General features: G+C 68.7%; 26 protein-coding genes and 2 pseudogenes. 17 read left to right on the top strand and 11 right to left on the bottom strand.

All coding sequences use genetic code 11. The annotated features are described in order from the left end of the window. The first annotated feature begins 19 nt into the window (after positions 1-19). The 3 genes from N912_RS58915 to N912_RS58905 all read left to right on the top strand — a co-directional run bounded on the left by N912_RS58915 (position 20) and on the right by N912_RS58905 (position 2669). Positions 20-313, top strand: a complete 294-nt coding sequence (locus tag N912_RS58915) for a hypothetical protein (protein ID WP_037070110.1) — start codon at positions 20-22, stop codon at positions 311-313. 413 nt (positions 314-726) lie between these two features. After that, positions 727-1752: an Acg family FMN-binding oxidoreductase gene (locus tag N912_RS58910; protein WP_051581725.1), complete on the top strand. Its 1026-nt coding sequence runs from the start codon at positions 727-729 to the stop codon at positions 1750-1752. After that, positions 1749-2669, top strand: a complete 921-nt coding sequence (locus N912_RS58905; protein ID WP_156994407.1) for a universal stress protein — start codon at positions 1749-1751, stop codon at positions 2667-2669. Before N912_RS58910 ends, N912_RS58905 begins: the two co-directional genes overlap by 4 nt. Before the next feature lie 25 nt (positions 2670-2694). On the opposite strand, the gene N912_RS64250 is transcribed toward N912_RS58905, so the two are convergent. Then, positions 2695-2937 carry a hypothetical protein gene (locus N912_RS64250; protein ID WP_156994406.1) on the bottom strand — a complete coding sequence of 81 codons (243 nt, stop codon included), beginning with the start codon at positions 2935-2937 and terminating at the stop codon, positions 2695-2697. Positions 2938-3696: 759 nt separating this feature from the next. Between N912_RS64250 and N912_RS0145695 the strand changes: the two genes are divergently transcribed. Further along, positions 3697-4140, top strand: a complete 444-nt coding sequence (locus tag N912_RS0145695; protein WP_028927699.1) for a pyridoxamine 5'-phosphate oxidase family protein — start codon at positions 3697-3699, stop codon at positions 4138-4140. Between the two features lie 228 nt (positions 4141-4368). Here N912_RS0145695 and N912_RS0145690 read toward each other — a convergent pair whose 3' ends face one another. Both N912_RS0145690 and N912_RS0145685 read right to left on the bottom strand, forming a co-directional pair. Continuing rightward, positions 4369-4866, bottom strand: coding sequence for a Crp/Fnr family transcriptional regulator (locus N912_RS0145690; RefSeq protein ID WP_051581723.1), 498 nt, complete (start codon positions 4864-4866; stop codon positions 4369-4371). Positions 4867-5129: 263 nt separating this feature from the next. Further along, on the bottom strand, positions 5130-6380 hold the full coding sequence (locus N912_RS0145685) for an acetyl-CoA hydrolase/transferase family protein (protein ID WP_245645938.1): 1251 nt from the start codon (positions 6378-6380) through the stop codon (positions 5130-5132). 156 nt (positions 6381-6536) lie between these two features. Here N912_RS0145685 and mgtA point away from each other — a divergent pair, with 156 nt between their 5' ends. The 4 genes and pseudogenes from mgtA to N912_RS0145670 all read left to right on the top strand — a co-directional run bounded on the left by mgtA (position 6537) and on the right by N912_RS0145670 (position 10470). After that, positions 6537-9155: a magnesium-translocating P-type ATPase gene (gene mgtA / locus N912_RS0145680; RefSeq protein ID WP_037070109.1), complete on the top strand. Its 2619-nt coding sequence runs from the start codon at positions 6537-6539 to the stop codon at positions 9153-9155. A 105-nt stretch (positions 9156-9260) separates the two neighbouring features. Next, positions 9261-9611: a hypothetical protein gene (locus tag N912_RS0145675; RefSeq protein ID WP_028927695.1), complete on the top strand. Its 351-nt coding sequence runs from the start codon at positions 9261-9263 to the stop codon at positions 9609-9611. 52 nt (positions 9612-9663) lie between these two features. Then, positions 9664-9747, top strand: a pseudogene (locus N912_RS67195) (universal stress protein); the annotation flags it as partial. Between the two features lie 114 nt (positions 9748-9861). Next, positions 9862-10470, top strand: a complete 609-nt coding sequence (locus tag N912_RS0145670; RefSeq protein WP_028927694.1) for a DoxX family membrane protein — start codon at positions 9862-9864, stop codon at positions 10468-10470. Here the strand turns inward: N912_RS0145670 and N912_RS66870 are convergent. Next, positions 10361-10800: pseudogene (locus N912_RS66870) on the bottom strand (DUF1876 domain-containing protein). The gene N912_RS0145670 and the pseudogene N912_RS66870 overlap by 110 nt on opposite strands. 236 nt (positions 10801-11036) lie before the next feature. Between N912_RS66870 and N912_RS64820 the strand changes: the two are divergent. The 5 genes from N912_RS64820 (at position 11037) to N912_RS58895 (ending at position 14266) form a co-directional block, all read left to right on the top strand. Then, complete coding sequence (locus tag N912_RS64820) at positions 11037-11204, top strand: DUF6307 family protein (protein ID WP_169748073.1); 168 nt, start codon at positions 11037-11039, stop codon at positions 11202-11204. A 103-nt stretch (positions 11205-11307) separates the two neighbouring features. Further along, complete coding sequence (locus N912_RS62985; protein WP_211261633.1) at positions 11308-11673, top strand: nitroreductase/quinone reductase family protein; 366 nt, start codon at positions 11308-11310, stop codon at positions 11671-11673. A gap of 675 nt (positions 11674-12348) precedes the next feature. Continuing rightward, positions 12349-12489, top strand: a complete 141-nt coding sequence (locus N912_RS65395; protein ID WP_211261632.1) for a hypothetical protein — start codon at positions 12349-12351, stop codon at positions 12487-12489. Between the two features lie 106 nt (positions 12490-12595). Beyond that, complete coding sequence (locus N912_RS58900; protein WP_084211974.1) at positions 12596-13345, top strand: sensor histidine kinase; 750 nt, start codon at positions 12596-12598, stop codon at positions 13343-13345. Positions 13346-13612: 267 nt separating this feature from the next. Further along, a complete protein-coding gene (locus N912_RS58895) occupies positions 13613-14266 on the top strand; it encodes a DUF998 domain-containing protein (RefSeq protein WP_169748072.1) in 654 nt (217 codons plus the stop codon). Positions 14267-14297: 31 nt separating this feature from the next. Here N912_RS58895 and N912_RS61350 read toward each other — a convergent pair whose 3' ends face one another. Next, positions 14298-14516 carry a hypothetical protein gene (locus tag N912_RS61350; protein WP_028927691.1) on the bottom strand — a complete coding sequence of 73 codons (219 nt, stop codon included), beginning with the start codon at positions 14514-14516 and terminating at the stop codon, positions 14298-14300. Between the two features lies 1 nt (position 14517). Here N912_RS61350 and N912_RS66275 point away from each other — a divergent pair, with 1 nt between their 5' ends. Both N912_RS66275 and N912_RS66270 read left to right on the top strand, forming a co-directional pair. After that, positions 14518-15093 (top strand): hypothetical protein, encoded by a 576-nt coding sequence (locus N912_RS66275; protein ID WP_051581720.1) that lies wholly within the window; start codon positions 14518-14520, stop codon positions 15091-15093. A gap of 103 nt (positions 15094-15196) precedes the next feature. After that, positions 15197-15568: an NUDIX hydrolase gene (locus N912_RS66270; protein WP_051581719.1), complete on the top strand. Its 372-nt coding sequence runs from the start codon at positions 15197-15199 to the stop codon at positions 15566-15568. On the opposite strand, the gene N912_RS67190 is transcribed toward N912_RS66270, so the two are convergent. The 4 genes from N912_RS67190 to N912_RS67185 are packed head-to-tail and all read right to left on the bottom strand — an operon-like array spanning position 15556 to position 17511. Next, entirely contained in the window at positions 15556-16113 is a 558-nt protein-coding gene (locus tag N912_RS67190; RefSeq protein WP_425415400.1) for a bifunctional DNA primase/polymerase, read from the bottom strand. The genes N912_RS66270 and N912_RS67190 overlap by 13 nt on opposite strands. A 47-nt stretch (positions 16114-16160) precedes the next feature. Further along, the gene (locus tag N912_RS64240) at positions 16161-16439 is read right to left on the bottom strand and encodes a hypothetical protein (RefSeq protein ID WP_156994405.1); all 279 of its coding nucleotides are present in this window, start codon (positions 16437-16439) and stop codon (positions 16161-16163) included. A 44-nt stretch (positions 16440-16483) separates the two neighbouring features. Continuing rightward, positions 16484-17050 carry an HD domain-containing protein gene (locus N912_RS58875; RefSeq protein WP_064745586.1) on the bottom strand — a complete coding sequence of 189 codons (567 nt, stop codon included), beginning with the start codon at positions 17048-17050 and terminating at the stop codon, positions 16484-16486. Positions 17051-17097: 47 nt separating this feature from the next. Beyond that, positions 17098-17511: a GntR family transcriptional regulator gene (locus N912_RS67185; protein ID WP_156994409.1), complete on the bottom strand. Its 414-nt coding sequence runs from the start codon at positions 17509-17511 to the stop codon at positions 17098-17100. Here N912_RS67185 and N912_RS64815 point away from each other — a divergent pair. Next, entirely contained in the window at positions 17441-17761 is a 321-nt protein-coding gene (locus tag N912_RS64815; protein ID WP_051581716.1) for a hypothetical protein, read from the top strand. The two genes, N912_RS67185 and N912_RS64815, sit on opposite strands and share 71 nt — an antisense overlap. A gap of 1206 nt (positions 17762-18967) precedes the next feature. Here N912_RS64815 and N912_RS64235 read toward each other — a convergent pair. Then, a complete protein-coding gene (locus tag N912_RS64235; RefSeq protein WP_169748071.1) occupies positions 18968-20101 on the bottom strand; it encodes a CBS domain-containing protein in 1134 nt (377 codons plus the stop codon). 1137 nt (positions 20102-21238) lie between these two features. On the opposite strand from N912_RS64235, the gene N912_RS0145590 reads away from it, so the two are divergent. Further along, on the top strand, positions 21239-21592 hold the full coding sequence (locus tag N912_RS0145590) for a hypothetical protein (RefSeq protein WP_156994403.1): 354 nt from the start codon (positions 21239-21241) through the stop codon (positions 21590-21592). 353 nt (positions 21593-21945) lie between these two features. On the opposite strand, the gene N912_RS0145580 is transcribed toward N912_RS0145590, so the two are convergent. Then, the coding region (locus tag N912_RS0145580; protein WP_028927688.1) for an RNA polymerase sigma factor at positions 21946-22416 on the bottom strand (471 nt) is incomplete at its 5' end.

Raw genomic sequence — 22416 nt, 5'->3', positions numbered from 1 at the left:
AACCCCGAGGAGGCACACGATGACGATCACCATGACGGACCGGCTCGACCTGGCCGACAAGCCCACCGCCCGCGAACCTGGCCAGGACGCCGCCGCGCTGTCAACCATGACCCAGCTGATATCGATGACGCTGCTGATGGACAAGCTCTCCGACCAGGCACGCCAGCAGGTGGCCGCCAGACCCACGGTGACCGCCCACCTCGGCCACGCCCGCGAGCACCTCGTCCTGGCGCGACGCTCGCTGGACCACGCCCGGGGCACCCTCGCCTACAACACCGCGCACCAGTCCGCGGCTCGGCCGCCGGCGTCCTGACCTTGCGGATACCGGCAGCGGATCAGGATCGGTTCGGCGGAACGGCAGAGGGGCGCCGGTCACAACCAGGATCGGAGCCGCTCGGCCGACGCCGCGCCATCGAGATCCGGGAGCACCACATCCTCGGGTGCGGTCAGCTTGGCCCCGCGCTCGATACCGATGGTCACGCCGGCAGCCTCTTCGTCACGCCCGACCCGGCCAAGGGCACTGGGTCACCACCTCCGCGGCCAGCGGGTAGCTCTCCCGACGGCGCGGCGCTTCGGGCGATCTCGACATCCCAGCCAGCTCTTTCGTGGAGAGCCTCCGACTCATGCCGAATGGCCCCCGAGTCGGGTCTTACGCCCCTGCCGGAGCCGGTCCTCGGCCCGGATCCTGGACACGACACCCGCAGGAGTCGAGGGACGGAGTCAGAGATGAGCCCGACCGTGGACCTGGTCGCGGCGCTCGAGCACGCGGTGCGCGCCCCGTCGGTGCACAACACCCAGCCGTGGCGGTGGCGGATCCGCGCCGGCTCGGTGGAACTGCACGCCGACTGGACCCGACACCTGTCCTGGACCGACCCGGACCGGCGCGACCTGCTGCTCAGCTGCGGCGCCGCGCTGCACCACCTGCGCGTCGCGCTGGCCGCACAGCATCTGGCGGTGACCGTCGACAGGTTCCCCGACCCCGACCACGAAGGGCACCTGGCCACCGTCACGATCCGCCCCGGCCCGGGCGACCCGGCCGAGGCGGCGCTGTTCGGCGCCATCCATCGACGCCGCACCGACCGACGCCGGATGAGCCGTCGGCCGGTTCCTCCCCGGATGCTCCGGGCGATCGCCGAACACGCCCGCCGCCAGGGAACCAACCTGCACCCGATCACCAACCCGGACACCCGCGAGCGGCTGGCCCGCGCGCTGGCCGACGCCGCCCGCGAACAGCGCAACGCCCCCGGCTACAGCGCCGAGCTCCAGCTATGGACCCGCCGGCACGCGGGCGCACGCGACGGCATCTCCGCGGCGAGTGTGGCCGCCCCACCGGTCGGCGCGACGGGTGGCTCCCCGCTACGACTGTTCCCCCGTGCCCAGCTCAGGCAGCCTCCGCTACCCGCCGGCAGCGGTCCCGCCGACGACGCCGCCGAGCTGCTGATCGTCACCTGCGCCCATGACGAGCCCGTGGACCGGCTCCGCGCCGGGGAGGCCACCAGCGCCGCCCTGCTCGCCGCCACCAACCTCGGGCTGGCCACCACCCCGCTCAGCCAGGCCATCGAGATCTCCTCGACCCGCCGCACCATCCGCGGCCGGATACTGCCGGCGCCGGAGTACCCACAGCTGATCCTGCGCATCGGCTGGCCCGCCAGCCACGCCGGCGAGCTGCCCGTCACCGACCGGCGCGACCTCCGGTCGGTCCTGTTGCCCACCGCCGCCAACAGCGGCCCGACCGAAACGTGGCGGCCATGAACGAGCAGCCGATGTCCACCGAGATTCCCGACGGCGCCGTGATGGTCGGCGTGGACGGCTCGGAACACGCGCTGGCCGCGGTCCGGTGGGCGGCCGAAGAAGCGGCCTCGCGCCGCGGCGTGCTGGCCATCGCGCACGCCGCCCCGAACCCCCGCCCGGCGGCCGGCCCGCCCGTCGGCATCGGGCATGCCCGATCGATCATCAGCCAGGCCAATGCCGAGGCCTCCGGCCAGGCCGGCGCGATACGGGTCAGCCCGGTGGTGCTCGCCGGCGACCCGGTACCCGCGCTGACCAGCGCATCCGCGTCGGCGGCACTGCTCGTCCTGGGCATGACCGGCAGCGGCGGGCTCGACGACATCTTGCTGGGCTCCACCACCCTGCAGGTCAGCGGCCAAGCCCGGTGCCCGGTCGTCGGGGTTCGCCGATGGCCACCGACGCGCCGCCCGGACCCGCTGGTCGTACTCGGCCTGAGCACCCTGCCTGCGGACGCACCCGCCGTCGAGGTCGCCTTCGAGCTGGCCAACCGGCGCGGCTGGGAGCTCGCCGTGGTGCACACCCACCACCCCGGGCCGGGAGGCAACGACCGACACCACGGTGGCCGGCAAGCGTTGGCCGATCACCTGGCCGGATGGTCACGGCGGTACCCGGCAGTGACCGTCGGCTGGCGGTTCCCCTCCGGGCCACCGGAGAAGGCGCTGTTGGAGCTCGGCGGCCGCGCCGAAGTGATCGTCACCGGCAGCCGCCGACGCGGGCCGGCGGCCAGAGCGCTGCTCGGCTCGACCAGCAGGGCGGTGTTGCGCCACAGCCCGGCTCCGGTCATCGTCGCCGGTCCCGACTCCGTCACCGCGCCACCCGACGGCCCCTGGTACGTCACCGAGGCCCCGCGCGATCCGCACGCCCTCGGCCAGCTCTGGTGACCACGCCCGTTACACAGCGTGCGACCTAGTCGGCGAGGGGCAGTTGGCGCAGCGCGTCCCGAGCCACCAGCAGATGGTGTGCCACCTCCGCGGTCACCGCCTCGGCAACAAGCCCGGGCGGCAGCCCACCCGGGCTCGGCGCTCGGTACCGCCACACCACGTCCTCCAACGCGGTCAACAACCGCTCGGCAACCGCCTGCCGGCGAAACTCCCAATCGCTGCTCGGCGAACCGGCCTTCGACCCGGTGGGCGATGCTGGTGCAGACACTGCACGACCTCCACATGTGCGTCGGCGGTCAGGGATCACGCTCGCCCCACCCTCGCCCGTCCGCGTAGTCGGGCGATAGGGACTTAGGAAACAGGTTCAGGGTCGGCCTGGACCACGAAACCGGCTCGTCACAGCCACCGAGAACGCGCCGGTGGCGACGCCGCTGAGGGACCGGGCCTCCGGGATAGCTGCCTTCCCGGATCAACACGTCCGCGAAGCTGACTCCGACCGCAACGGTACGAACACGGACCTCCCCCAGCGCGGGTTCCGGCGCTGGCTCCTCGACAACCGTGAGCCGATTCGGTCCGCCGAAAGCGGCGACCCGAACCAGTGGAACGCGGCCCCTACTCCGATAGGGTCCCCGACGACATTTCGCCACCTCCTCACCGGAGTGTGCCGCCGCCCCGGGGGTTCGGTAAGCCTCGAACGGCCGGTACCCATAAGGGCCAAGGCCCCGGTTCCGAGGTGACCTTGGACAGAGTCGCGCCATACGGCGCGTCCGTTGGTCAGCAAGGGCTGGGTTCAGGCCGTCGCGCTGGTGGTGCACCCGGCGCTGGCAGGTCCTGCTCACGGCGGGCATGGTGCTGTGGGCGGTGATCCTGCTCCGGGGCATGCGCCCCACCGGCGCCGGGCGCGCCGGGCTGAACGGCGCGTCACCCGCGGGTCGGCGCCCGCCGGGCGCAGCCAGGACCTTCGACCCTAGGAAGACCCGTTGTCGCCTCCCAAGAATCGATCAGCAACGTTGACGAGGGGCGACTGATGAACGGCAATCGGGACCTGACAGAGCTCACCGGAGAGGAGTGCCTACGGCTGCTGGGCGAGGCGCGGATCGGCCGGGTCGTGTTCAACGAGTCGGCCCTGCCCGCGATCCAGCCGGTCAACTTCGCGCTCGACGACCGTCAGATCATCTTTCGCACCGCGGGCGGCGCCAAGCTCGCGGCCGCGCTGCGCCGGTCGGTCGCCGCGTTCGAGGTCGACGAGATCGACCCGAGCACCTGGACCGGCTGGAGCGTCGTCGCGATCGGCCGTACCCACGAGATCACCGATCCGGCGCGCCTGGCTGTGCTCTCCGAGACCATGCCCGAGCCCTGGGCGCCGGACCGCACCGCGCACATCATCGCGATCAGCATCGAGATCATCACCGGGCGTCAGCTCAAGGTGGCCGACGGGATCAACAAGGACCTGCTCGGCTTCGGCCGTTAACCCGCGATCGGGACCGGGTGGATCCGCAGGTCCACCCGCCCCGACCATCAGCACCTGCACGTCATGCCCCTCCCGCGCCAGCCGCCGGCTCCGGGGCCTCGGTCGATGGGCGACCGGACACGAGGAGGTTCTCCAGAAGCTCGAGGCCGATCGCGCTCAGGGCGACACCCGTCGGTACCAGCACCATCAACCACAGCCAACCCGGACCCGTTCCCACGTCGTCCTCCCTCAGCGTTGACCGTTCGCGCCCTGGTACAGCTCCAACAGCCGCGCCCGGGTGGCCTGCAACCGTCCCAGCAGTTCCTCGAACAGCATCAACGTGAGGCGATGCCCGAACCGGGGATCCTGCTCCGCGAGCGCGCGCAGCTGCACGGTGTCCAGCTCGATCGCCCTGGTGGCCTCGATCGCGGTGGCCCCGAAGTGCCACCGATACGGCGGAACCAGCCACGACCAGCCCAGCACCTGATCAGGCCCGAGGACCTGCACCACGACCGCGCCCCGACCCGGCACGTGCGCGTCGAGGGCAACGTGACCGGTCCGAACCAACCAGCACCCCTGAGCCGGCTGCCCCTCGGAGAACAGCCGCCGCCCCGCGGCGAAGCTCACCGTCCGCGCCGCCCGAGAAATCAGCACCTGCTCGGCGGACGGCAGCGCGGCCAGCATTGGAACGCGCGCCACCTCCTCAACCAGCGCCCCGACAACCTGGGCCTCGCTGAGATCACCCATCCCGCCGCCACCTCCCGCAACTCGCCCGTCTCACCCGGCCGTCCCACACAACACCGCGCGGCCGAGGCGCACCTAGAGTCCGAGGTCCCACAACGTCCAGCCCAGGGACCACCACCGCGGTCGCGGCGCCGCCGGAGCAGCACAGGCGGCCGAGAGCCCGAGTCTGGTCAGGCGTGCGGAGTTTGGGGTACGGGCGCGGTCCAGGGCAGGCGGATACCGCCCGGTTCCGCGCGCTCGACGATGCGATCGGTGACCAGGCCCGATCAGGTCAGCGGGAAGCCCAGCCGGCGACCCTCCTCGCGCAGCGCGGCGCGGGCGCTCGGGTGGGCCACGTGGTCGACGATCTGCTGGGCCTGGCTGGCCGCGTCATGCCCCCAGATGGCGGCGCTGCCCTGCTCGCTGATGAGATAGCTGTGCTGGAACGAGGTGACTGGCCCGGCCAGCCTAGGCACCACGGTGGAGGTGTCGGTCTTGGCGTGCCAGGACGGCAGCGCGATGATCGCCCGGCCGCCCGGCGAGTGGAGCGCGCCGACGACGAAGTCGGTCTGGCCGCCGAACCCGGAGTAGATCGCCCCGTGCACGCGGCTGGCGTTGGCCTGCGCGAACAGGTCGACCTGCAGCGCGCTGTTCACGGATACGAGGCTGGGCTGGCGGGCGATCAGCCCGGGGTCGTTGGTCTTCTCGGTGCGCAGCATGCGCACCCTGGGGTTGCGATCCACCCAGTCGTAGAGCTCGGCGCTGCCGAACACGAAGGACGCGGTGATGAGAGTGTCCGGGTGCAGCGCGCCGGCCTTGTCCAGGCCGAGCACGCCGTCGCTGAACATCTCCGACCACACCGCCAGGTCGCGCCGGCCGGTCAGCGCGGCCAGCACCGCGTCCGGCACGGCGCCGATGCCCAGCTGCAGGGTCGCCCCGTCCGGCACCAGGTCGACCACCCGCTCACCGATGCGCCGGGCGACCTCGCCGAGCGGGCGCGGGACCGGGCTGGGCAGCGCCGCGTCCACCTCGATGGCGTGGTCGATCTCCTCGGTCGCCAGCACGGCGTCGCCGTAGGTGTAGGGCATCCGAGGGTTGAGCTGAGCGATGACCAGTCCACCTCGGGCGCGGGCAGCCTCCACCGCGGCGGGCAGGATGTTGACCTCGGTGCCGAGCGACACGGTGCCGTCCACGGGCGTCGAGGTGTGCAGCAGCACGATGTCCGGCGGCAGCGTCTGGGCGAGCAGGGCGGGTGCCAGAGACAGCCGGGAGGGGAAGTAGCGCAGCCCACGCTTCCCGCGCATGCCGGGACCGATGAACGGGCTCTCCAGGATCACCCCGTCCCGGTCGGGGATGCCGCGCTGCGCGTTGAGGACGAACAACCGGTACTCGGCCACGGCGGTGTCCAGGACCGCCAACGCCCGCTCCGGGGTCGCGAAGTTGCCGCTCACCACCACCCGGGGCATCCCCGGCACGCCCGACAAGATCGCCGCCAGCCGCGACTCGGAGAGCACCCGCACGGAGTCATTCTCCGTCACGCCCGGCGCGACAGCCGCCGAGACCGCCGGTCCTGGCCCGGCGGGACTTGTGACCCTGTGGCCAGGCGGAGCGCGAGACGAGCATCGGAGCTGTCGTGGCCGTGCCGGGAGGAGCGTCCCCGGGGTGCCCGGCCTGATGCGGTGGGGAGAGCACGGATGACCGTCGAGGCGACCCCGGCGTGGTCGAGCCCACCGGGCGTACCGATTCGCCGGGCGGCCGCGCAGTCGGTCGAGCACGCACTGGCCGAGCTGGACACCACCCCCTCGGGGTTGACCACGGCTCAGGTGGCGGCGCGGCGCGAGACGGTCGGCCCGAACGCGGTGCGCAGCCACCGGGCGCGGCCGCTGGCCGTGCTGGTCCGCCAGCTGCGCAGCGCTCTGCTGGTGCTGTTGCTGGTCACCGCAGTCGTGTCGTACTTCCTCGGCGAGCACACCGACGCGGTGATCATCACCGTGATCCTGGTGGCGAGCGTCGGCTTGGGGTTCGTCAACGAGTATCGCGCCGAGCGCGCCGCCGAGGCCTTGCACACGCGGGTTCGCCACACCACGCCGGTGCTGCGGGACGGCGCGTTCGTCGAGGTGGAGGTGACCGAGCTGGTCCCGGGGGACGTGGTGCGCCTGCGGATGGGCGCGGTGGTGCCGGCGGATGTCCGGCTGCTCGAGGCGACCGGCCTGGAGTGCGACGAGAGCGTCCTGACCGGCGAGACTTCGGCGGCGGTGAAGGGCGCCAACCCGGTCGCCGAACGGGCCGAACTGGCCGAGCTGAGCTGCTGCGCGCTGATGGGCACCGTGGTGCGGGCCGGCGGCGGGCTCGGGGTGGTGGCGGCCACCGGCGCCCGGACGGAGTTCGGGCGGATCGCGCTCGAGTTGGGACAGCGGCAGCCGGAGACCGAGTTCCAGGCCGGGCTGCGCCGGTTCTCCGAGCTGCTGTTGCAGGTGGCGGTGGTGCTCACCTCGTTCGTCTTCATGATCAACTTGCTGTTGTCCCGCCCGCTCCTGGACTCGCTGTTGTTCGCACTGGCGATCGCCGTGGGCATCACGCCCCAACTGCTGCCGGCGGTGGTCGCCACCAGCCTGGCGACCGGCTCCCGCCGGCTGGCGCGGCGGCGGGTGCTGGTCAAACGGCTGGTGTGCATCGAGGACCTCGGCGACCTCGACGTGCTGGTGACCGACAAGACCGGCACCCTGACCGAGGGCCGCATCGACTTCACCGCCGCGCTGAGCCCGGACGGGACACCAAGCGACGAGGTGTTCCGCCTCGGCCTGCTGGCCACCGAGACCGACGGCGTGGCCGGGGCCAACCCGATCGACGCCGCGCTGTGGCGCGCCACCGACCGCCGCCCGGACCCACATCGACGGCGGCTCATGGTGGTCCCTTTCGACCACGAGCGCCGCATGACCTCCGCGCTCACGGTCGGCGCCGACGCCGGCCCGCTGCTCGTGGTGAAAGGCGCGCCGGAGTCGGTGCTGGCCCGCTGCCCGTCGGTGCCGGACGGGACGGCCGCCACCCTGCACGCGAGGTTCGCCGCCGGCGATCGGGTCATCGCCGTGGCCACCCGGCCGGCCTCCGGACTGCGCACCGTCACCACCGCTGACGAGCGCGACCTCGACCTGGCCGGTTTCCTGGTGTTCTCCGACCGGCCCAAGGCCGACGCCGCGGATGCCCTGCGCACCCTGGCCAGGCTGGGCGTGACCGTCAAGATCGCGACCGGGGACAACCCACTGGTGGCCGAACGAGTCTGCGCCGAGCTCGGCCTGGCATCCGGAGGCACCCTGACCGGCGCCCAGATCGAGACGATGGACGACGAGCACCTGGCCGTCGAGGCCGCCTCGGCAACGATCTTCGCCCGGGTCTCCCCCGAACAGAAGGCGAGGCTGGTGCGGCTGCTGCGCACCCACGGGCGCGACGTCGGGTTCCTCGGCGACGGGGTGAACGACGCGCTGGCGCTGCACGCGGCCGACGTCGGGCTGTCCGTGGACACCGCCACCGATGTCGCCAAGGACGCCGCCGACGTGGTGCTGCTGGAGAAAGACCTCGGCGTGCTCGCCGGCGGCATCGCCGAGGGCAGGCGGATCTTCGCCAACACCATCAAGTACGTGCTGATGGGCACGTCGAGCAACTTCGGAAACATGTTCAGCGCGGCCGCCGCCTCGGCGGTGCTGCCGTTCCTGCCGATGCTCCCGTCGCAGATCCTGCTCAACAACCTGCTCTACGACACCAGCCAGCTCGCCATCCCCACCGACCGGGCCGACCCCGAACAGCTGCGCGCGCCCTCGCACTGGGACCTGCGGATGATCCGCCGGTTCATGCTGTTCTTCGGGCCGATCAGCTCCCTGTTCGACTTCGTCACCTTCGGGGTCATGCTCGGGATCTTCCACGCCGGACCCGAGCTGTTCCGCTCCGGATGGTTCATCGAGTCCCTGGCCACCCAAACCCTCGTGATCTTCGCGATCCGAACCCGCCGCGTCCCGTTCGTGCACAGCAGGCCGAGCATCGCGCTCGCGGCCGCCACCGCCTCGGTGGTGTTGATCGGCATCCTGCTGCCGTTGTCCCCGGTGAGCGGTGCCCTGGGGTTCGTCACGCCCCCGGTCGTGTTCTTCCTCGCCCTGGGCGCGCTCGTGGTGGTCTACCTGCTGCTGGTCGAGCTGGCCAAACGCCACTTCTTCACCGAAACACCCGCCGCGCGCCCGACGACACGACGCCGAGACCAGAGCCACCGACAGCACCGGCGCGCAAGCCGCTTCACCCACGCCGGCCGCCTGGCACCGCCCTGACACGCGGGGTGACGGCACACTGTCGCGATCCCCTCCGGGACGATCTCCCACGCGGTGTCGGTCGGGAGCACGTGAACCCGCACGCCCGCGCCCAACGCGGCGCGCGTGGCAAGGCGCCATGCCTCGGCCACCCCGTCCCAGCCCGCGCAACGGCTCGGGTTCGAGCGCGAGGTCGGCGGGCGCCGGGCCGTACCACGCCATGCCCGCCGAGACGGTGTCATCGGCGAGGATGCCGGCCCGTACCACCCCGACCAACCCACGGCCGACCTCTGGCGAGACAGCGCCTCGGCGACCGCGTGCCAGCGGGCGCAGACCTGGTCCCCGCCGGCGCGCAGGTCGAAGTACACCGACGCCACCGGCCCGGTGCCCGCGTACAGGTCACGCGCCCCGGTGACCGCGATCTACGGCTGGCACGACCACGGCCCGCTGAGCACCGGCACCGCCTCACCCGGCTGAGGCCGCACCGCCGAACGGATCGCCGCCATGGTCGTGGTGGGCGCGGGGACACGGCGGCTTCGCCGAGCTGCTGCTCGGCTCGGTCAGCCGCGCCCTGCTCCACCACGCCCGATGCCCGGTCGCCGTGGTCAGGTAGCCGGCGCCGAGGGATCGAGTGCCCCACCAGGACGGGACCTTCGCCGGTACCTCCCACCCGCGAGCGACGCGACGCTGTCGGTGACAACGCTCGTTCCCGATTCGGAGGATCACGATGACAGTCCAACAGCACGAGGAGACCATCGAGCCCGGTCGGCACTCCGTCCGCCGGGAGCCGAACCCCAAGCCGACCAGTACGACCGCCACCCGACGCCCGCCCGGCGGGTGGGCGCTGGCCCTGATGCGCATCGGGATCGGCTTCGTGTTCCTGTGGGCCTTCCTGGACAAGCTGTTCGGCCTGGGCTACCACACCACGGCCCCACAGGCGTGGCTGGCCGGCGGCTCGCCGACCCGGGGCTACCTCGGCCATCTGAAGGCGGGCCCGCTGCGGGAGATGTTCGCCGGCTGGGCGGGCGCGCCCTGGGCGGACTGGCTGTTCATGGTCGGCCTGGCCGGCATCGGGCTGGCCGTGATGCTCGGCATCGGGCTGCGCATCTCGGCGCTGACCGGCACGCTCATGCTGCTGGGCATGTGGGCGGCGGAGTGGCCACCCGCCCGGTTCGGGTTCACCGGGGATCCCACCGACTCGACCAACCCGGTCGTGGACTACCACATCATCTACGCACTCGCCCTGATCGCCTGCGCGGCTGCCTACGCCGGCCACACCTGGGGGCTGGGCCGGGCCTGGGAACGCCTGGTACGGCGCGCGCGCTGGCTGCTCTGAGCCCCGACTCGGTGACCGCCGCCGCCCCGGCTGAGACGGCTGGCGACGCCGAAAGGACGGTGAGGTCATGGCCGACGTGCTGGTGACGTACGCGACCAGACGCGGATCCACGGAAGAGATCGACGAGCCAGTGGCTCAGCTCGGACAGTGCCCGGGCGGCGGCGAGCTCGTCACCGATCTCCGGCACGTCGCGGTCCCGCGGGTTGAGCCGGGCCAGCCCGGCCCCGACAGATGGTCCGTGTTCCGCGTACGCAGTCGCGCGGTCGCCCGTGTCCTGCCGTCGTGCTCGTCGATATCGATCGACACGGTCCACCGCTTGCTCTCGTCCATCGCACGCTCCATCCGAAGTTCGACCGCCGCCTGCGCCCGTGCGCGGCCCGGCTATCGCGTTGTTCGCGGAGCGTAGAAGCGCATCCTACGATCTTGAAGTGACTTCGGCCCTCACCACAGGGGGCGTTGGCTCACCTGGCGGGCCGGAGGCCCCGGCCAACACGGACCTTCGCCTCCAGACAACAAATGGACGGAAACACCAGGCTGGTCACCCGACGAACGAACGAGAGGCAACCATGGCAGCCAACCTCCCCGAGGACGGACACAGCCCGCGATACCGGCAGCGGCTCGAGCGCGTGGCCTCGGTGATCCAGGAACACTCCAACCTCACCGAACAGCAGTCGCGCGCGCTCGCGGTGCACGTCCTCTACACGCTCGACCACATCCCGGAGCGCATCCGGTAGTGGCCGCGTGCGGTTTCTCGAGAGGACGCAAGGGATGACTCAGCTGCCTGAGCACCATGATCAAGCCCGGCGTCGCGCACGAATCCGCCGGCTCCAGAAGTACGTGCTGAACCCGCCGTCACAGCTCGCGGCATTCTTCGGGCTGCTACCCGGCCACATCCTCATCGAGACCGTCGGCCGCGTCACCGGCAAACGCCGCCACACAGTCGTCGGCGCCCACCTCGAACAACGGACCGTGTGGCTGGTCGCCGAACAAGGACGCCACGCCGGATACGTGCGCAACCTCGTCGCACATCCTCGGGTGCGGGTCCGCTTGGGCCGCCGGTGGATACCAGGCACGGCAACGACGATGGCAGACGACGACCCGGACGCTCGCCTTACCTCGTTCGGCAACGAGCGCCACGCCAAACTCGTCCGCCGCTTCGGCACCGCCCTTCTCACCGTGAGGATCGAGCTCGACCCGCCGTGAGGCGCCCGTCGACCTCGATCTCGCCCCGTGCGCGGGCGCTCGCCGTCGACGCCGCGACGCGTTCGCGGTGATGGATGACCCGACCGGCCCGAGGGACCGACCGAACTTCCTGGACCCGCGACCTCGCTGTGGCCCTGCCACAGCGAGGTCGGGGCGAGTGTCGGGCACGGGGTGAACGTCGCCACGACTGAGCGGTGGGTCTGTCGGGGCTGAGGGCTTCGGTCCCCGGCGAGCAGGCCATTCGGTCGCCGCGGCTGTCGGCCGGGACGGCATAGCGTCGTACGTGTCAGGCGCCGCGGTGTTCGCCTCCGTCCCCCGTGGAGGGAACGCGCGCCTGACGCCTCGCGGGTCATCGGGCCGAGACCTGGCAGTTTTCGGCGATGACCGCGTTTGAGGAGGTGGGCGGTCCGCCACCGCGGGCGGGCCGCCCACCGCAGCCGGCTCCTGCGCCTTCACCAAAGCGAGAATCCGCTTGATCCGCTCAGCGCTCATCCTCCAGAAGGTCGAAATGATCTCCGGTCGGCGAAGCCGGCGGTGTAGCACCCGGGGCGTCATCAAGTGAAATCCTGCGTGCCATGTGCTGACGAGCCGATCGATTGGTTGGTGTACGAGTCGGCGGGTAATCCGGATAACTTTGCTGTGGTGACGTTGGGCCGTCGGGGTAGGTGAACACGCGTGAGCGACGAGCTTGCGGGCCGGGTGAGCGAGACGTTGTCGCAGTTGCGGTTGCGGGCGCTGCTGGTGGAGGTACAGGACCGGATCGGCGAGATCGTCGAAGCCCGCGACCAGCTCGCCGGATCGTCGAGGCGGCGATGAACCTGGTCCACGCCCGCTACGGCGCACTCGGGGTGCTCAGTGAGGACGGGCCCGGTTCGGCCCACACTCGCGCTGCCAGTGGGCAAGGCCGACACCATCGCCGGGCGTGCTACTCACCGTGCGCAACCCGGGTTCACCAGTGTTCGACGAGGCCGAGACGCAGATCGTGGCCTCGTTCGCCGACCAGGCCGCCCTCGCGCTGCGCCACGCCGAGGCCCAGACCGCCGTCAGCGAGGTGGAAGTCCCCTCCGACCGCGACCGCATCGCCCGCGACCTGCGCGACCAGGTCATCCAGCGGCTGTTCGCGGTCGGGCTGGCCATGCAGTCCACCCACCGGCGGGCCAAGAACCCGGTCGTCGCTCAACGGCTCAGCGAGCACATCGACCAGCTCCACGAGGTCATCCAGGACATCCGCACCGCGATCTTCGACCTGCAGAACGCCACCAGAGACACCGCCAAGCTGCGCACCATCCTGCACGAGTCCATCACCGAACTGACCCAGGACAGCCCGATCCGCACCACCGTGCGCATGGCCGGCGACCTCGATGGCCTACCCGCCGAGCTGGCCGACGACGTCGAGGCCGTGATCCGCGAGGCGGTCAGCAACACCGTCCGGCATTCCGGTGCCACCGACATGGCCGTCGCCATCACCATCCAGGACAACGAGGTCGCCGCCGAGGTCACCGACAACGGCTCCGGCATCCCCGAGGCGACCACCCTGCGCAGCGGGCTGCGCAATCTCGAGCAGCGGGCGGCCAGCAACGGCGGGACCTGCGCCATCGAACGGCCGGACGCCGGTGGCACCCGCCTACTCTGGACCGCGCCAGCCACTCGCGGGCCGGCACGACCCGTCTGACCAGCCACCCGCGCGGTGTCCAGCGATGCGAGCTCCAGCGATGTCGACCCACTTCCCAGGCTACGTGGCGCTGCTCAGCGCAGGGGCAAAGGACCGAGGAGTCGCGAGCGAACGACCCTAGGCGCCGCAACGTCTCGGTCCCGAAGCTGAAGTCGAAGCGCGGACCCGACGACCTCGCGCTGGAGGAGGCGAGGAATGGCGACGTTCGTTCGACGGACGCCGACAGCGCGCGGTGACGCCGCCGGGTGCTCGCCGCCGCCGGCGCCGGTGGCGCTCCTGATCGCCTGCGGGATCGCGGCATCCCTGATCTACCTGATGGCCAACGTGTTCGGAGCCATGCGCTGGGAGGGCTACAGCTCGGCGAACCAAGCGGTGAGCGAGTTGTCCGCCGTCGACGCCCCATCGAGACCGCTCATGGTCGTGCTGCTCCTGGTGCACAGCGTGCTGGCGCTCGCGTTCGGCATCGGCACCGTGTGGTTGGCCCGCCGCAACCGCGCCCTACGGGTGACCGGCTGGCTGCTGGTGGGTGTCGGCGTCATCGATCTGGTGGCACCCGTGTTCCCGATGCACATGCGTGGGGTCGAGGCGTCGGCGACCGACACGATGCACATCATCGTGACCGTCGCGAACGTGCTCCCCATCTTGTTGGCCATGGGGTTCGGCGCCGCCGCACTCGGCAAGCGGTTCCGCTTCTACTCCCTCACGACCCTGGCGGTGACGATCGTGTTCGGCGCCCTGGCCGGCATGCACGGTGACCAGATCATCGCCAATGCGCCCACACCGTGGCTCGGCGTGTACGAACGCATCAACATCGGCGCCTACCTGCTGTGGATGGCTGTACTGGCCGTCGCCCTCCTGCGCAACAAGGGCGCACACGGTCGGAACCGCACTTCTCCCGACGCGGCGAGTCCACGACGATGATCCGTCGGGCGGCCGCGCCCAGGTGCGCTGCTCATGGCCGTGCGGCGCGGACCTTGTCGACCGCGGCCGGTGTTATCGAGTAGCCGTGGACCGCGCCGCGAGCGAGCGCAAGCGTCCGTGCCGGGTCGGCCAGCACGCGGGCGGCGGCCGCGAACAGCGGGATGGCACTGCAGGGGTCGCGGACGATCGGGGGCAGAACCTCCGCAGCATGGCCCAGTTGGCCGCGCCGGATCGCCAGGTCGACGAGCAAGGTGAGGACGGATCCGTGGGTTCCGTGTTCGGCCGCCCAGGGCCAGCGCCAGCGCACTGCGGATGCGTATTCCCGGCTGGCCGATTCGGGCCCGCGCCGGCAGGGTGTCGCCGCGCGAGAGCGCGATGGTCATGGCGGGCAGATCGACGCCGCCGGCGGCGGCGTTGCCGGGCTCGACGGTGCGCGGGTTGCACTCGATGAACCACGGGCCGAGGCCGGCGTCCGGCCCCGGCTGCTGATCAGCAACCCCGACGCGCCAGCTGTTGCCTTACGAGAGGAAGAAGAGGAAACCGGCCTCGGCGTCGTCTCCTCGCGAGTGCGCAACGTCCTTGCGCTACTGCGCCCTCTCCGGGGCCTGGACGGCATCGAGTTCCGGCTACACGAAACATGCCTGTACAACTCGATCTTCCGATCCGATGACGACATGATCGTCACCATGCATGTCTACGGCCTCGCCGGGCACAACGCGCCCACCCTGCATCTGCGGCGCGTCCCGGGCGGTGACATGGTCAACCTGTTCCACGAGACCTTCGAGTCGATCTGGTCCGACGCGACGTCGCTGGAAGCGGAAGCATGAGCGGGCAGCGGATCGACTACTTCGACGACCCCACGCGCCCCGAGCCACCCGGATAGTCCCCGGAGTCTCCGTCGCGGTCGTAAACGACGCAGGACAACTGCTCATGATCCGACGCACCGACAACGACCAATGGGCAATTCCCGGTGGAGCCCAGGAAGTCGGCGAAACTCCACTACAGGCAGCCCAGCGCGAGGTACACGAAGAGACCGGGATCACCTGCGAGATCACCGCCCTGATGGGGATCTTCAGCAACCCCCGCAACGTAGTCGAGTTCACCAGCGACGGCGAAACCCGCCAGGAGTTCTCGATCCTCTTCGCCGGGCGCCCGGTCGCCGGCGAGGTCGCCACCAGCCCGGAGTCACGGCAAGTCGCCTGGCAGGAGCGCAAAACCCTCACCGAGCTTCCCATGACCCCGGCCCAGCGGCGTCGAATTCGCCATTTTCTCGACTTCGACGGCACACCCTACCTTGAGTAATGCCGCAGATAAGCGTGTATTCGCCGGATTCCGAACAGCCGCGCTAATCGCCTCGTGCACGCGCGCCAGTTCTGGCAACTCCCAGCGAAGCTCGCACGGTGATGCGCCCAGCACCCACCGATACCGTGCCGACCTGGGACCACAGCTCTGCCCAGTCGGCGGCACCGGCGCCCACGACCCGGCCGCCGCAACGAAGCGGACGCCAAGAACGGGCGCGGCCCGGGTGCGGTCTGCACGAACAGCACCAGCGTGCCGACTGGGGTCAACATCGCCGGCGGATGAACATCCGACGCGTCCAGCGCACACAGCACCTTCGGCCCAGCCTGCACCGGCAACTCCACACCATCCACGCCGTGCCCGCACGCGACGAGCACGCTGTACGGCTGCTCAGCCCACCACGCCGCGACCTGGCTCGCCTTGCGCGTCCATGCCGTCTGCCAGTCGTCATCGATCGGCCGCAAGTCCACCAAGCCGGCACGTCCACGCCAGCAGCCACCATCGTCAAGATAGGTGCCGCGCAACACCGGCCATCCGTAGCTGACCATCGCCATCGCCGCACACCGCAACTCGGCGAAGTGACCACGCCCGTCGTTCACGACACCACCCCAGCGGCCGGCGCCAGCCGCACGACCGACAACGCCTCCGACGGCACACCTTCCTCTCGCATCAGCTCGGCATAGAGAAATGCGTTGTGCGTGTTCACGACCCGCACGTAGTCGAACCGCCGATCCCACACACACCGCCGGTCGTCATACGACACGCCATGACCAGGCGGCGGGCGCCATGAACCGGCCTTCTCCTTCTCTACCCGGATGTATACCGGCCCATCGCCATACCCGCCAGGCGGCGCCAGCACCTCCGCTGCAACCACATAATCGGACCTCGCGTCCAGATTTCTTTGAGATGCCGTAAAAGTCAGAAACGTCCTATCGGCGTCCTCGACGTCAGGCAAGCCTCGATCTCGCTCACGATATCAAGGTAAAACGACTGCGCCTTCCGAAGCGCTCGACCAACCGGGTGATCAGGACCGTACCGCTCCAAGATGTCGTCGATACGCTCTTGAACAGTGACACTGTTTCCATCAGGCCCAGTGGTAACGTCGCAATACGTGAGCGCGACGGCAAGCGAGCGCGCCGGTAGCGTGAACTCATCCCCCAGGGAAGATTCGAGGCCGCGCTCCTGAGCTTCATAGACCGCGCCCGTATGGTAGGCGACGAGACCACAAGGAAGCGCGTCCGCACTCTCGACATCGCGGAGATACCGGGCGCCGTCGAGAGGGTGGAATCCAGTATCCGCGACAACGGGCGAGTACCCGATGTCGTGTAGCCAAGCAGCGGCTTCGATCAGCTCGGCATCCTCGCCGAGGATGGGAGCCAGGCGCCCCGCGGCGGCCGCCACGCCCTGCGTGTGAGCCCAGCGCCGCGGCAACGGCTCGGCAGGCAACCTCTCCGCCAGGGCGCGCGCCCACTCCACCCGTCCCACACGCGCGGGCTACCCGCGACACGTACGTACCTGTCGCTGCCGCCGACTCACCGAACGCGCACGTACCTGCCCTCACCCGGATGAGTGGTGATCAGCCCGTCCGGCTCCAGAACGGCGAGAGCTTGGCGAACGGTCGCGCGAGAAACCGCATACCGAGCGATGAGGCCTGCCTCTCTGGGCAACGCGGCACCAGCCCAAAGCCGGCCCTCCTCGATGGCCGCACGTAGCTCAGCGGCAATCTGCCGGTACCGCGGAAGCAAACCCACCACACCCGACGCCGAGCTCCGCTCCACCACCACCCACCCCCGCCCGGCTATCGGGCCGATCAGCCCCTCCTCATGCAGCAGCGCCGAGCTGACCCGACTACTCGCCGACAAGGCGCGAGCCGGCGTGACCGTGCGACTGCGTCTAGCCGACCCAAACTCACCGCAAGTAGCCGATCGCGGCGGCAAGGAGGGCATCGGCGCTGCCGTCGCGGCACGGGTCCACAACGCCATAGCCCTGTTCCGGCCGCTACTGGACACCGAGGGAGTTCAGGCCCGCCAGCACAAGACCATCCTGTACAACTCGATCTTCCGAGCCGACGACGAGACGTTGATCAATCCCCAAGTCCACGGGATCGCCGCCGCCTACGCACCAGTGCTCCAACTACGCCAGGTCGAAGAGGCCGGGATGCTCGCCACATACATCGACAGCTTCGAGCGCGTCTAGGCCGACGCCAGGCCCATGAACAGCACTAGACCAACGTAGACATGACATTGGACGTCGCGGCACCAAGCGTATCGATTGGAAGCTCCTCGACATACCCAAAAGGGTGCCCCTTTTTCAAAAGAAGCTCTCGATCAAGCATACGAAACCGGTAGCGCAACGAACGAAAGACCGGTTGGCGCCCTAGCATCCTACGAGCCAGAGAGACTGGCCGCCGAGCTAAAGTATTGCATTGATCAACTCTTAAAGGTTTGCTCCGCAGGCGAGGAGCCCTGGAAACTTCGAGCCATTATCTTCGATAAACTTTCCCTAATCCATTTCCGTCAGCCTTCGCAATCTTAATGGTTGCCATACATGAGTCGCTAATTGGACAACGAAAGAAGATTGCGGACTACAGAGGTACGAAGGCAGCAATCTCGAGCCTTCACGGGCGCATCGAAACTAGCAAGCGATCGATCGTACCCGAGCAACGCAGAAACAATGTTCGAATTATTAAAGGATTGATCAACGACTATCTAGTAGACGGTCAAACCACCGAAGTTTATGGGGCGCACTCAACTGTCGACACAGACGGGCAGATTCGCAGGTCAGAGATCGAACTTCCACACTACGAACTAAAGCAAGGCATGCTAACTCTTGACGAACGAAGGATCCTCGACGGCAACGTGATTGATAAGGTCATCAAAACTATCTGCGCGATCGCAAACAATGGAAAAGGGCGCTCCGGGTCGATCCTTATAAGAGTTGCCAACAAGGACGAAGACTCTAGGCGCATTAAGATTCTAGACGGGATCGAGCCTCGGCGGATCGGTAGGCGCCACGTCGTTGTTAGAGGAATTCCTTAACGCCGAGACGGCGACAAAACCGCAGAGGTCTCGGACTTAGAATGTATTGTCGAATTGTCAAACCGATTTTGACTGAGTCAGTTTGCACGAACGCCACCCTTAACACTTCGACGTGCTCCACCAACCTGAGGCGCACTACCATCCCATTTTTACGAAGTGCTGCAGCGAAAGGCACCGTCAACCATGGCATGCCGACCGGTCGAGCACAAAGCCCTCGACGGCTCCAGCGACCGGGCCGAGACCCTTTCGGGCTCAAAGACCACTACACAGCAATCATGGATGCATCCAACAGGACAACCACTTCGGGGGCGGCGTCGCGTATTGGCGCCGCGACCGTGCTCGACGTTCTCGGCGATCTGTCCTTTCAGTCCCTCGAGTCCACTGCTCGCAGCAAGCGTACGAAGCTCTCAAGCGCGTCCAACTGGTCACCACTCAACGGGTCAGGGTTGAAGTGCATGAAGTCGTTGCGGGCAACACGAAGCCTCTCAAGGTGATCCATGAAGAAGGCGTGATCAAGTGGCCATCCGAGCTTATCGAACATCTCGCGTTCCCTGAGGAGATGCCAGTAGTTCCCGATGGTAGGTGAGGCCCCTGTCGCCGGATTGTACTTGACTTTCGCCCGCGCGTAATCCTCTGCAGCGAAGACTTCATCGCAGTTCATTCGCAATCTGCGTTCAGCCTCCTCGATGAGCACTAGAGGCCGGGTCGTCTCGCCGAATCTACGGGTAAGATCGGCGGCGGTCACGATCCCGGCTAAGGGAGTTTCGTCTGAGGACACAAAGAGGTAGTCCTTTTGGAAGATCTCCTCGATCAGTGGAAGCAGAAGGCTTCGGTGATGCACTGGAGAGACGGGAATGGTCGCATCCACGACTCGCTTTGGCGGAGCGGTCACGCTGGCGATCCCAATCGATTCCCAACTGATGGCGCCTCGCAACTGTCGAGCTTCACCCTCGCCCGACACAACAGCAAGCTGTGAATATTCATGGGCTATCATCAAAGTTATCGCCACCGATATATCATCTGAAGGTGATACGGCAACAACTCCCCGACTCGCAGACTCAATGACACCGATTCGCGGGGCGAGGGTTAAAGAGTCCGCAGCATCAAAGTCCTCGGCGATGTCGTCCGCGGGAACATGCGCGCTGCTCGGCTCGCCGCCAACAATCACAATTGCGACTTTGTCGTCCAGGCCGGCATCCGTGAAGGCAGGTCGCGTCGTCAAACCGAGGTCAGCAAGGTCCTGCTCGATCTGCGCAACGGTCGACGCACTGCGCCGAATCGCACCCCATAGGTTGAGCAGTTCACGAACCGACATGCGAAACGGCTCAGACGCTGCTGCTGCCTCCGCAGCCCGGTCTGCAAGCTCCTGCTGTGAACTTACCTGCGCGTAAGCTTCGTCATTTGGCGGACCGGGATCGACGCCCGTAAGAGCCAGCGAGGCGATCCTGTCGGCGGCCTCAAAGCGCTCCAGTCGACAGACCGTCAGCAACGATCCCATGCTGTCGAGCAGGTCTTGGCGGACAGCACTTCGGGGAAGGCTAGTCCTTAGCCATTCAACCTTTCGAGTGTGCCGAAACCCTACAGGAGCACCTTCCAGATACTCGTACTCTCCGGCAACTCGACCTATTGCTATTTGCAGTTTCCGCTTCAGCGGAGTGGCAACGTAGTCACCTATTGACATGACATGGGTGAAGCGCCATAGCTGCCCAGTCCAGTTGGCTGCCCTGGCGGGACTCGCATCCGAGTAGGTACTGTCCACCACCTCACGCATTGCTGCCTTGGAAGAAACTCCGGACAGATCGCCCACTTCTTCCCAGCCTGCGATTACGCGCCCTTCGGTTAGGGATGCGTGCTCTCGCTCGCCCTCCCAGCCAGCACGTATCATCCACGCCGTCGTCACAGACACCTCGATACAGATACTCGACGTCTTCGGCCGCACATACGACAGATAGAAGCGGGCATAAACTACATGATCTGGCTTGCGCCAGGTGCTAGAGTAGCGGAAGATCAGCCAGACGGCCCATGCATTAGGTCGTGCGACCCTGAGACGAGGAGTCGAGGGAGAGCGCCTTCCCGGCAATCACGCCGCCGAGACTCCGGCGCCAGCAGCGTCGACGACGTCTTGCACCGTTAGAGCGCCTCGTCGCGAAGCGTCTGAGCCCGCCGGGCCTGCGTCCGGCGACTTCACGTCGTGTAAGGCAGCTGGTCGGCTGCGGTGAACAAGCACGACCGGTCAGCGCAGGTGGATGAGAAGATCGCCGCCAGCCGCGACTCGGAGAGCACCCGCACGGAGTCATTCTCCGTCACGCCCGGCGCGACAGCCGCCGAGACCGCCGGTCCTGGCCCGGCGGGACTTGTGACCCTGTGGCCAGGCGGAGCGCGAGACGAGCATCGGAGCTGTCGTGGCCGTGCCGGGAGGAGCGTCCCCGGGGTGCCCGGCCTGATGCGGTGGGGAGAGCACGGATGACCGTCGAGGCGACCCCGGCGTGGTCGAGCCCACCGGGCGTACCGATTCGCCGGGCGGCCGCGCAGTCGGTCGAGCACGCACTGGCCGAGCTGGACACCGGTCCCGCTGCCGATGCTCCCCGCTCCGACGCGGCCGGCGTCCACCACCGCGGCCGGTCTGCTGATCGGGATGGTTCGCGCCGACCGCTCCGGCCGGCTGAACGATCGGCGGCTGCTGCGCACGCTGGGCTGGACACCTGGACGGCACCTGAGCTTGGACGTCGTCCACGGGCTGATCGTCGTCAAGTCCGCGCCGACCGGCTCCCACATCCTCGATGACCGCGGTGCGCTGCACCTGCCCGCCGCCACCCGCCGGCTGTGCGGGATCAGCCACGGCGCACCGGTCGTGCTCACCGCATCAATTGCCCAGCTGACCCTCGTCGTCCATCATTGCTCCGGTGGCTGCATACCGGGCGACGGGCCGCAACTCGGCCAGTGTGAGATACGGGAACGCGCCCGCGGCGACGTCGGTCAGCCGGCGTAGCTTGTGTCGTGTGCGGGCGCCCTTACCGACAGTTCTACCAACTCCGACAGGACGCGATCGCCTGTCACATGCCCGCGCACCTGTATGCAAAGTCCATCGCAACGATCAACCAGATCCTCATCGGTTACCAGGACGAGAAACGTTCGGCACAACGACATCATCTCGCTCCCCAAAGAACTCTCCCGCGGAGGAGAAGTCATCAATCTGGTCATCGCCCTACGGCGCGATCATGTCGGCCGGTCGCCAGATCGCGCCGGAGGTGAACGGGTTGCCGCCCGCACACGCCGGTGACACCGACTGCTTCGAGCCATGCTCGAACGGATGATGGAGCAGGAGCCGGCCCGAACGTCGGATCAGGCGGCGGCCAGTCGCTCGCGCAGCCGGTGCAGCCCGTCGGCGGTGTACCGCTTGACCGCGCCGGAGCTCAGGTGCATGACCTCGGCGGCCTCCGCGACGCTGAGCTGCCACTGCAGCCGCATCACCACCGCCTCGCGCTCCCTCGGCGGCAGCTCGGCCAGCGCCGCGCGCACCGCCAGCGCGTCGGCGACCTGCGCGGAGACGTCCGGGCGCTGGCTGGGCAGCTCGGCGTGGCCGGAGTCGTCCTCGGCGACCAGCCGCTGCCGGTCCGGGATCACCGAGCGCAGCTCGCGGTTGACCTCGTTGCAGGTCGCGGTGAGCAGGTAGGCGTCCAGGTTGCTGATCTCCGGGCTGTCCTGCCGCTGGCGGCGCAGCACCTTCTCGAAGGCGCGCTGCACGACGTCCTCGGCGCGCCCGTGGTCGCCGACCTTGCGCGCGGCGTAGCGGACCAGCATCGGCATCCGGTC

This window comes from Actinospineispora acaciae DSM 45401, assembly GCF_000620785.1.
In the GTDB taxonomy this organism is placed as follows: Bacteria; Actinomycetota; Actinomycetes; order Mycobacteriales; family Pseudonocardiaceae; genus Pseudonocardia; species Pseudonocardia acaciae.
Note: the sequence above shows the minus strand (reverse complement) of the source record. Positions and strands in the feature narration are given on the sequence as shown.

Excerpts from the sequence above, each read along its gene's own strand:
- N912_RS58915 (WP_037070110.1), top strand. The coding sequence starts at position 20 with ATGACGATCACCATGACGGACCGGCTCGACCTGGCCGACAAGCCCACC.
- N912_RS0145670 (WP_028927694.1), top strand. The coding sequence starts at position 9,862 with ATGACAGTCCAACAGCACGAGGAGACCATCGAGCCCGGTCGGCACTCC.
- N912_RS0145695 (WP_028927699.1), top strand. The coding sequence starts at position 3,697 with ATGAACGGCAATCGGGACCTGACAGAGCTCACCGGAGAGGAGTGCCTA.
- N912_RS58910 (WP_051581725.1), top strand. The coding sequence starts at position 727 with ATGAGCCCGACCGTGGACCTGGTCGCGGCGCTCGAGCACGCGGTGCGC.
- N912_RS67190 (WP_425415400.1), bottom strand. The coding sequence starts at position 16,113 with ATGGTCAGCTACGGATGGCCGGTGTTGCGCGGCACCTATCTTGACGAT.
- N912_RS0145690 (WP_051581723.1), bottom strand. The coding sequence starts at position 4,866 with ATGGGTGATCTCAGCGAGGCCCAGGTTGTCGGGGCGCTGGTTGAGGAG.
- N912_RS58905 (WP_156994407.1), top strand. The coding sequence starts at position 1,749 with ATGAACGAGCAGCCGATGTCCACCGAGATTCCCGACGGCGCCGTGATG.
- N912_RS64235 (WP_169748071.1), bottom strand. The coding sequence starts at position 20,101 with ATGGGATCGTTGCTGACGGTCTGTCGACTGGAGCGCTTTGAGGCCGCC.
- N912_RS67185 (WP_156994409.1), bottom strand. The coding sequence starts at position 17,511 with ATGCCCTCCTTGCCGCCGCGATCGGCTACTTGCGGTGAGTTTGGGTCG.
- N912_RS64820 (WP_169748073.1), top strand. The coding sequence starts at position 11,037 with ATGGCAGCCAACCTCCCCGAGGACGGACACAGCCCGCGATACCGGCAG.
- N912_RS0145590 (WP_156994403.1), top strand. The coding sequence starts at position 21,239 with ATGGTTCGCGCCGACCGCTCCGGCCGGCTGAACGATCGGCGGCTGCTG.
- N912_RS66270 (WP_051581719.1), top strand. The coding sequence starts at position 15,197 with ATGATCCGACGCACCGACAACGACCAATGGGCAATTCCCGGTGGAGCC.
- mgtA (WP_037070109.1), top strand. The coding sequence starts at position 6,537 with ATGACCGTCGAGGCGACCCCGGCGTGGTCGAGCCCACCGGGCGTACCG.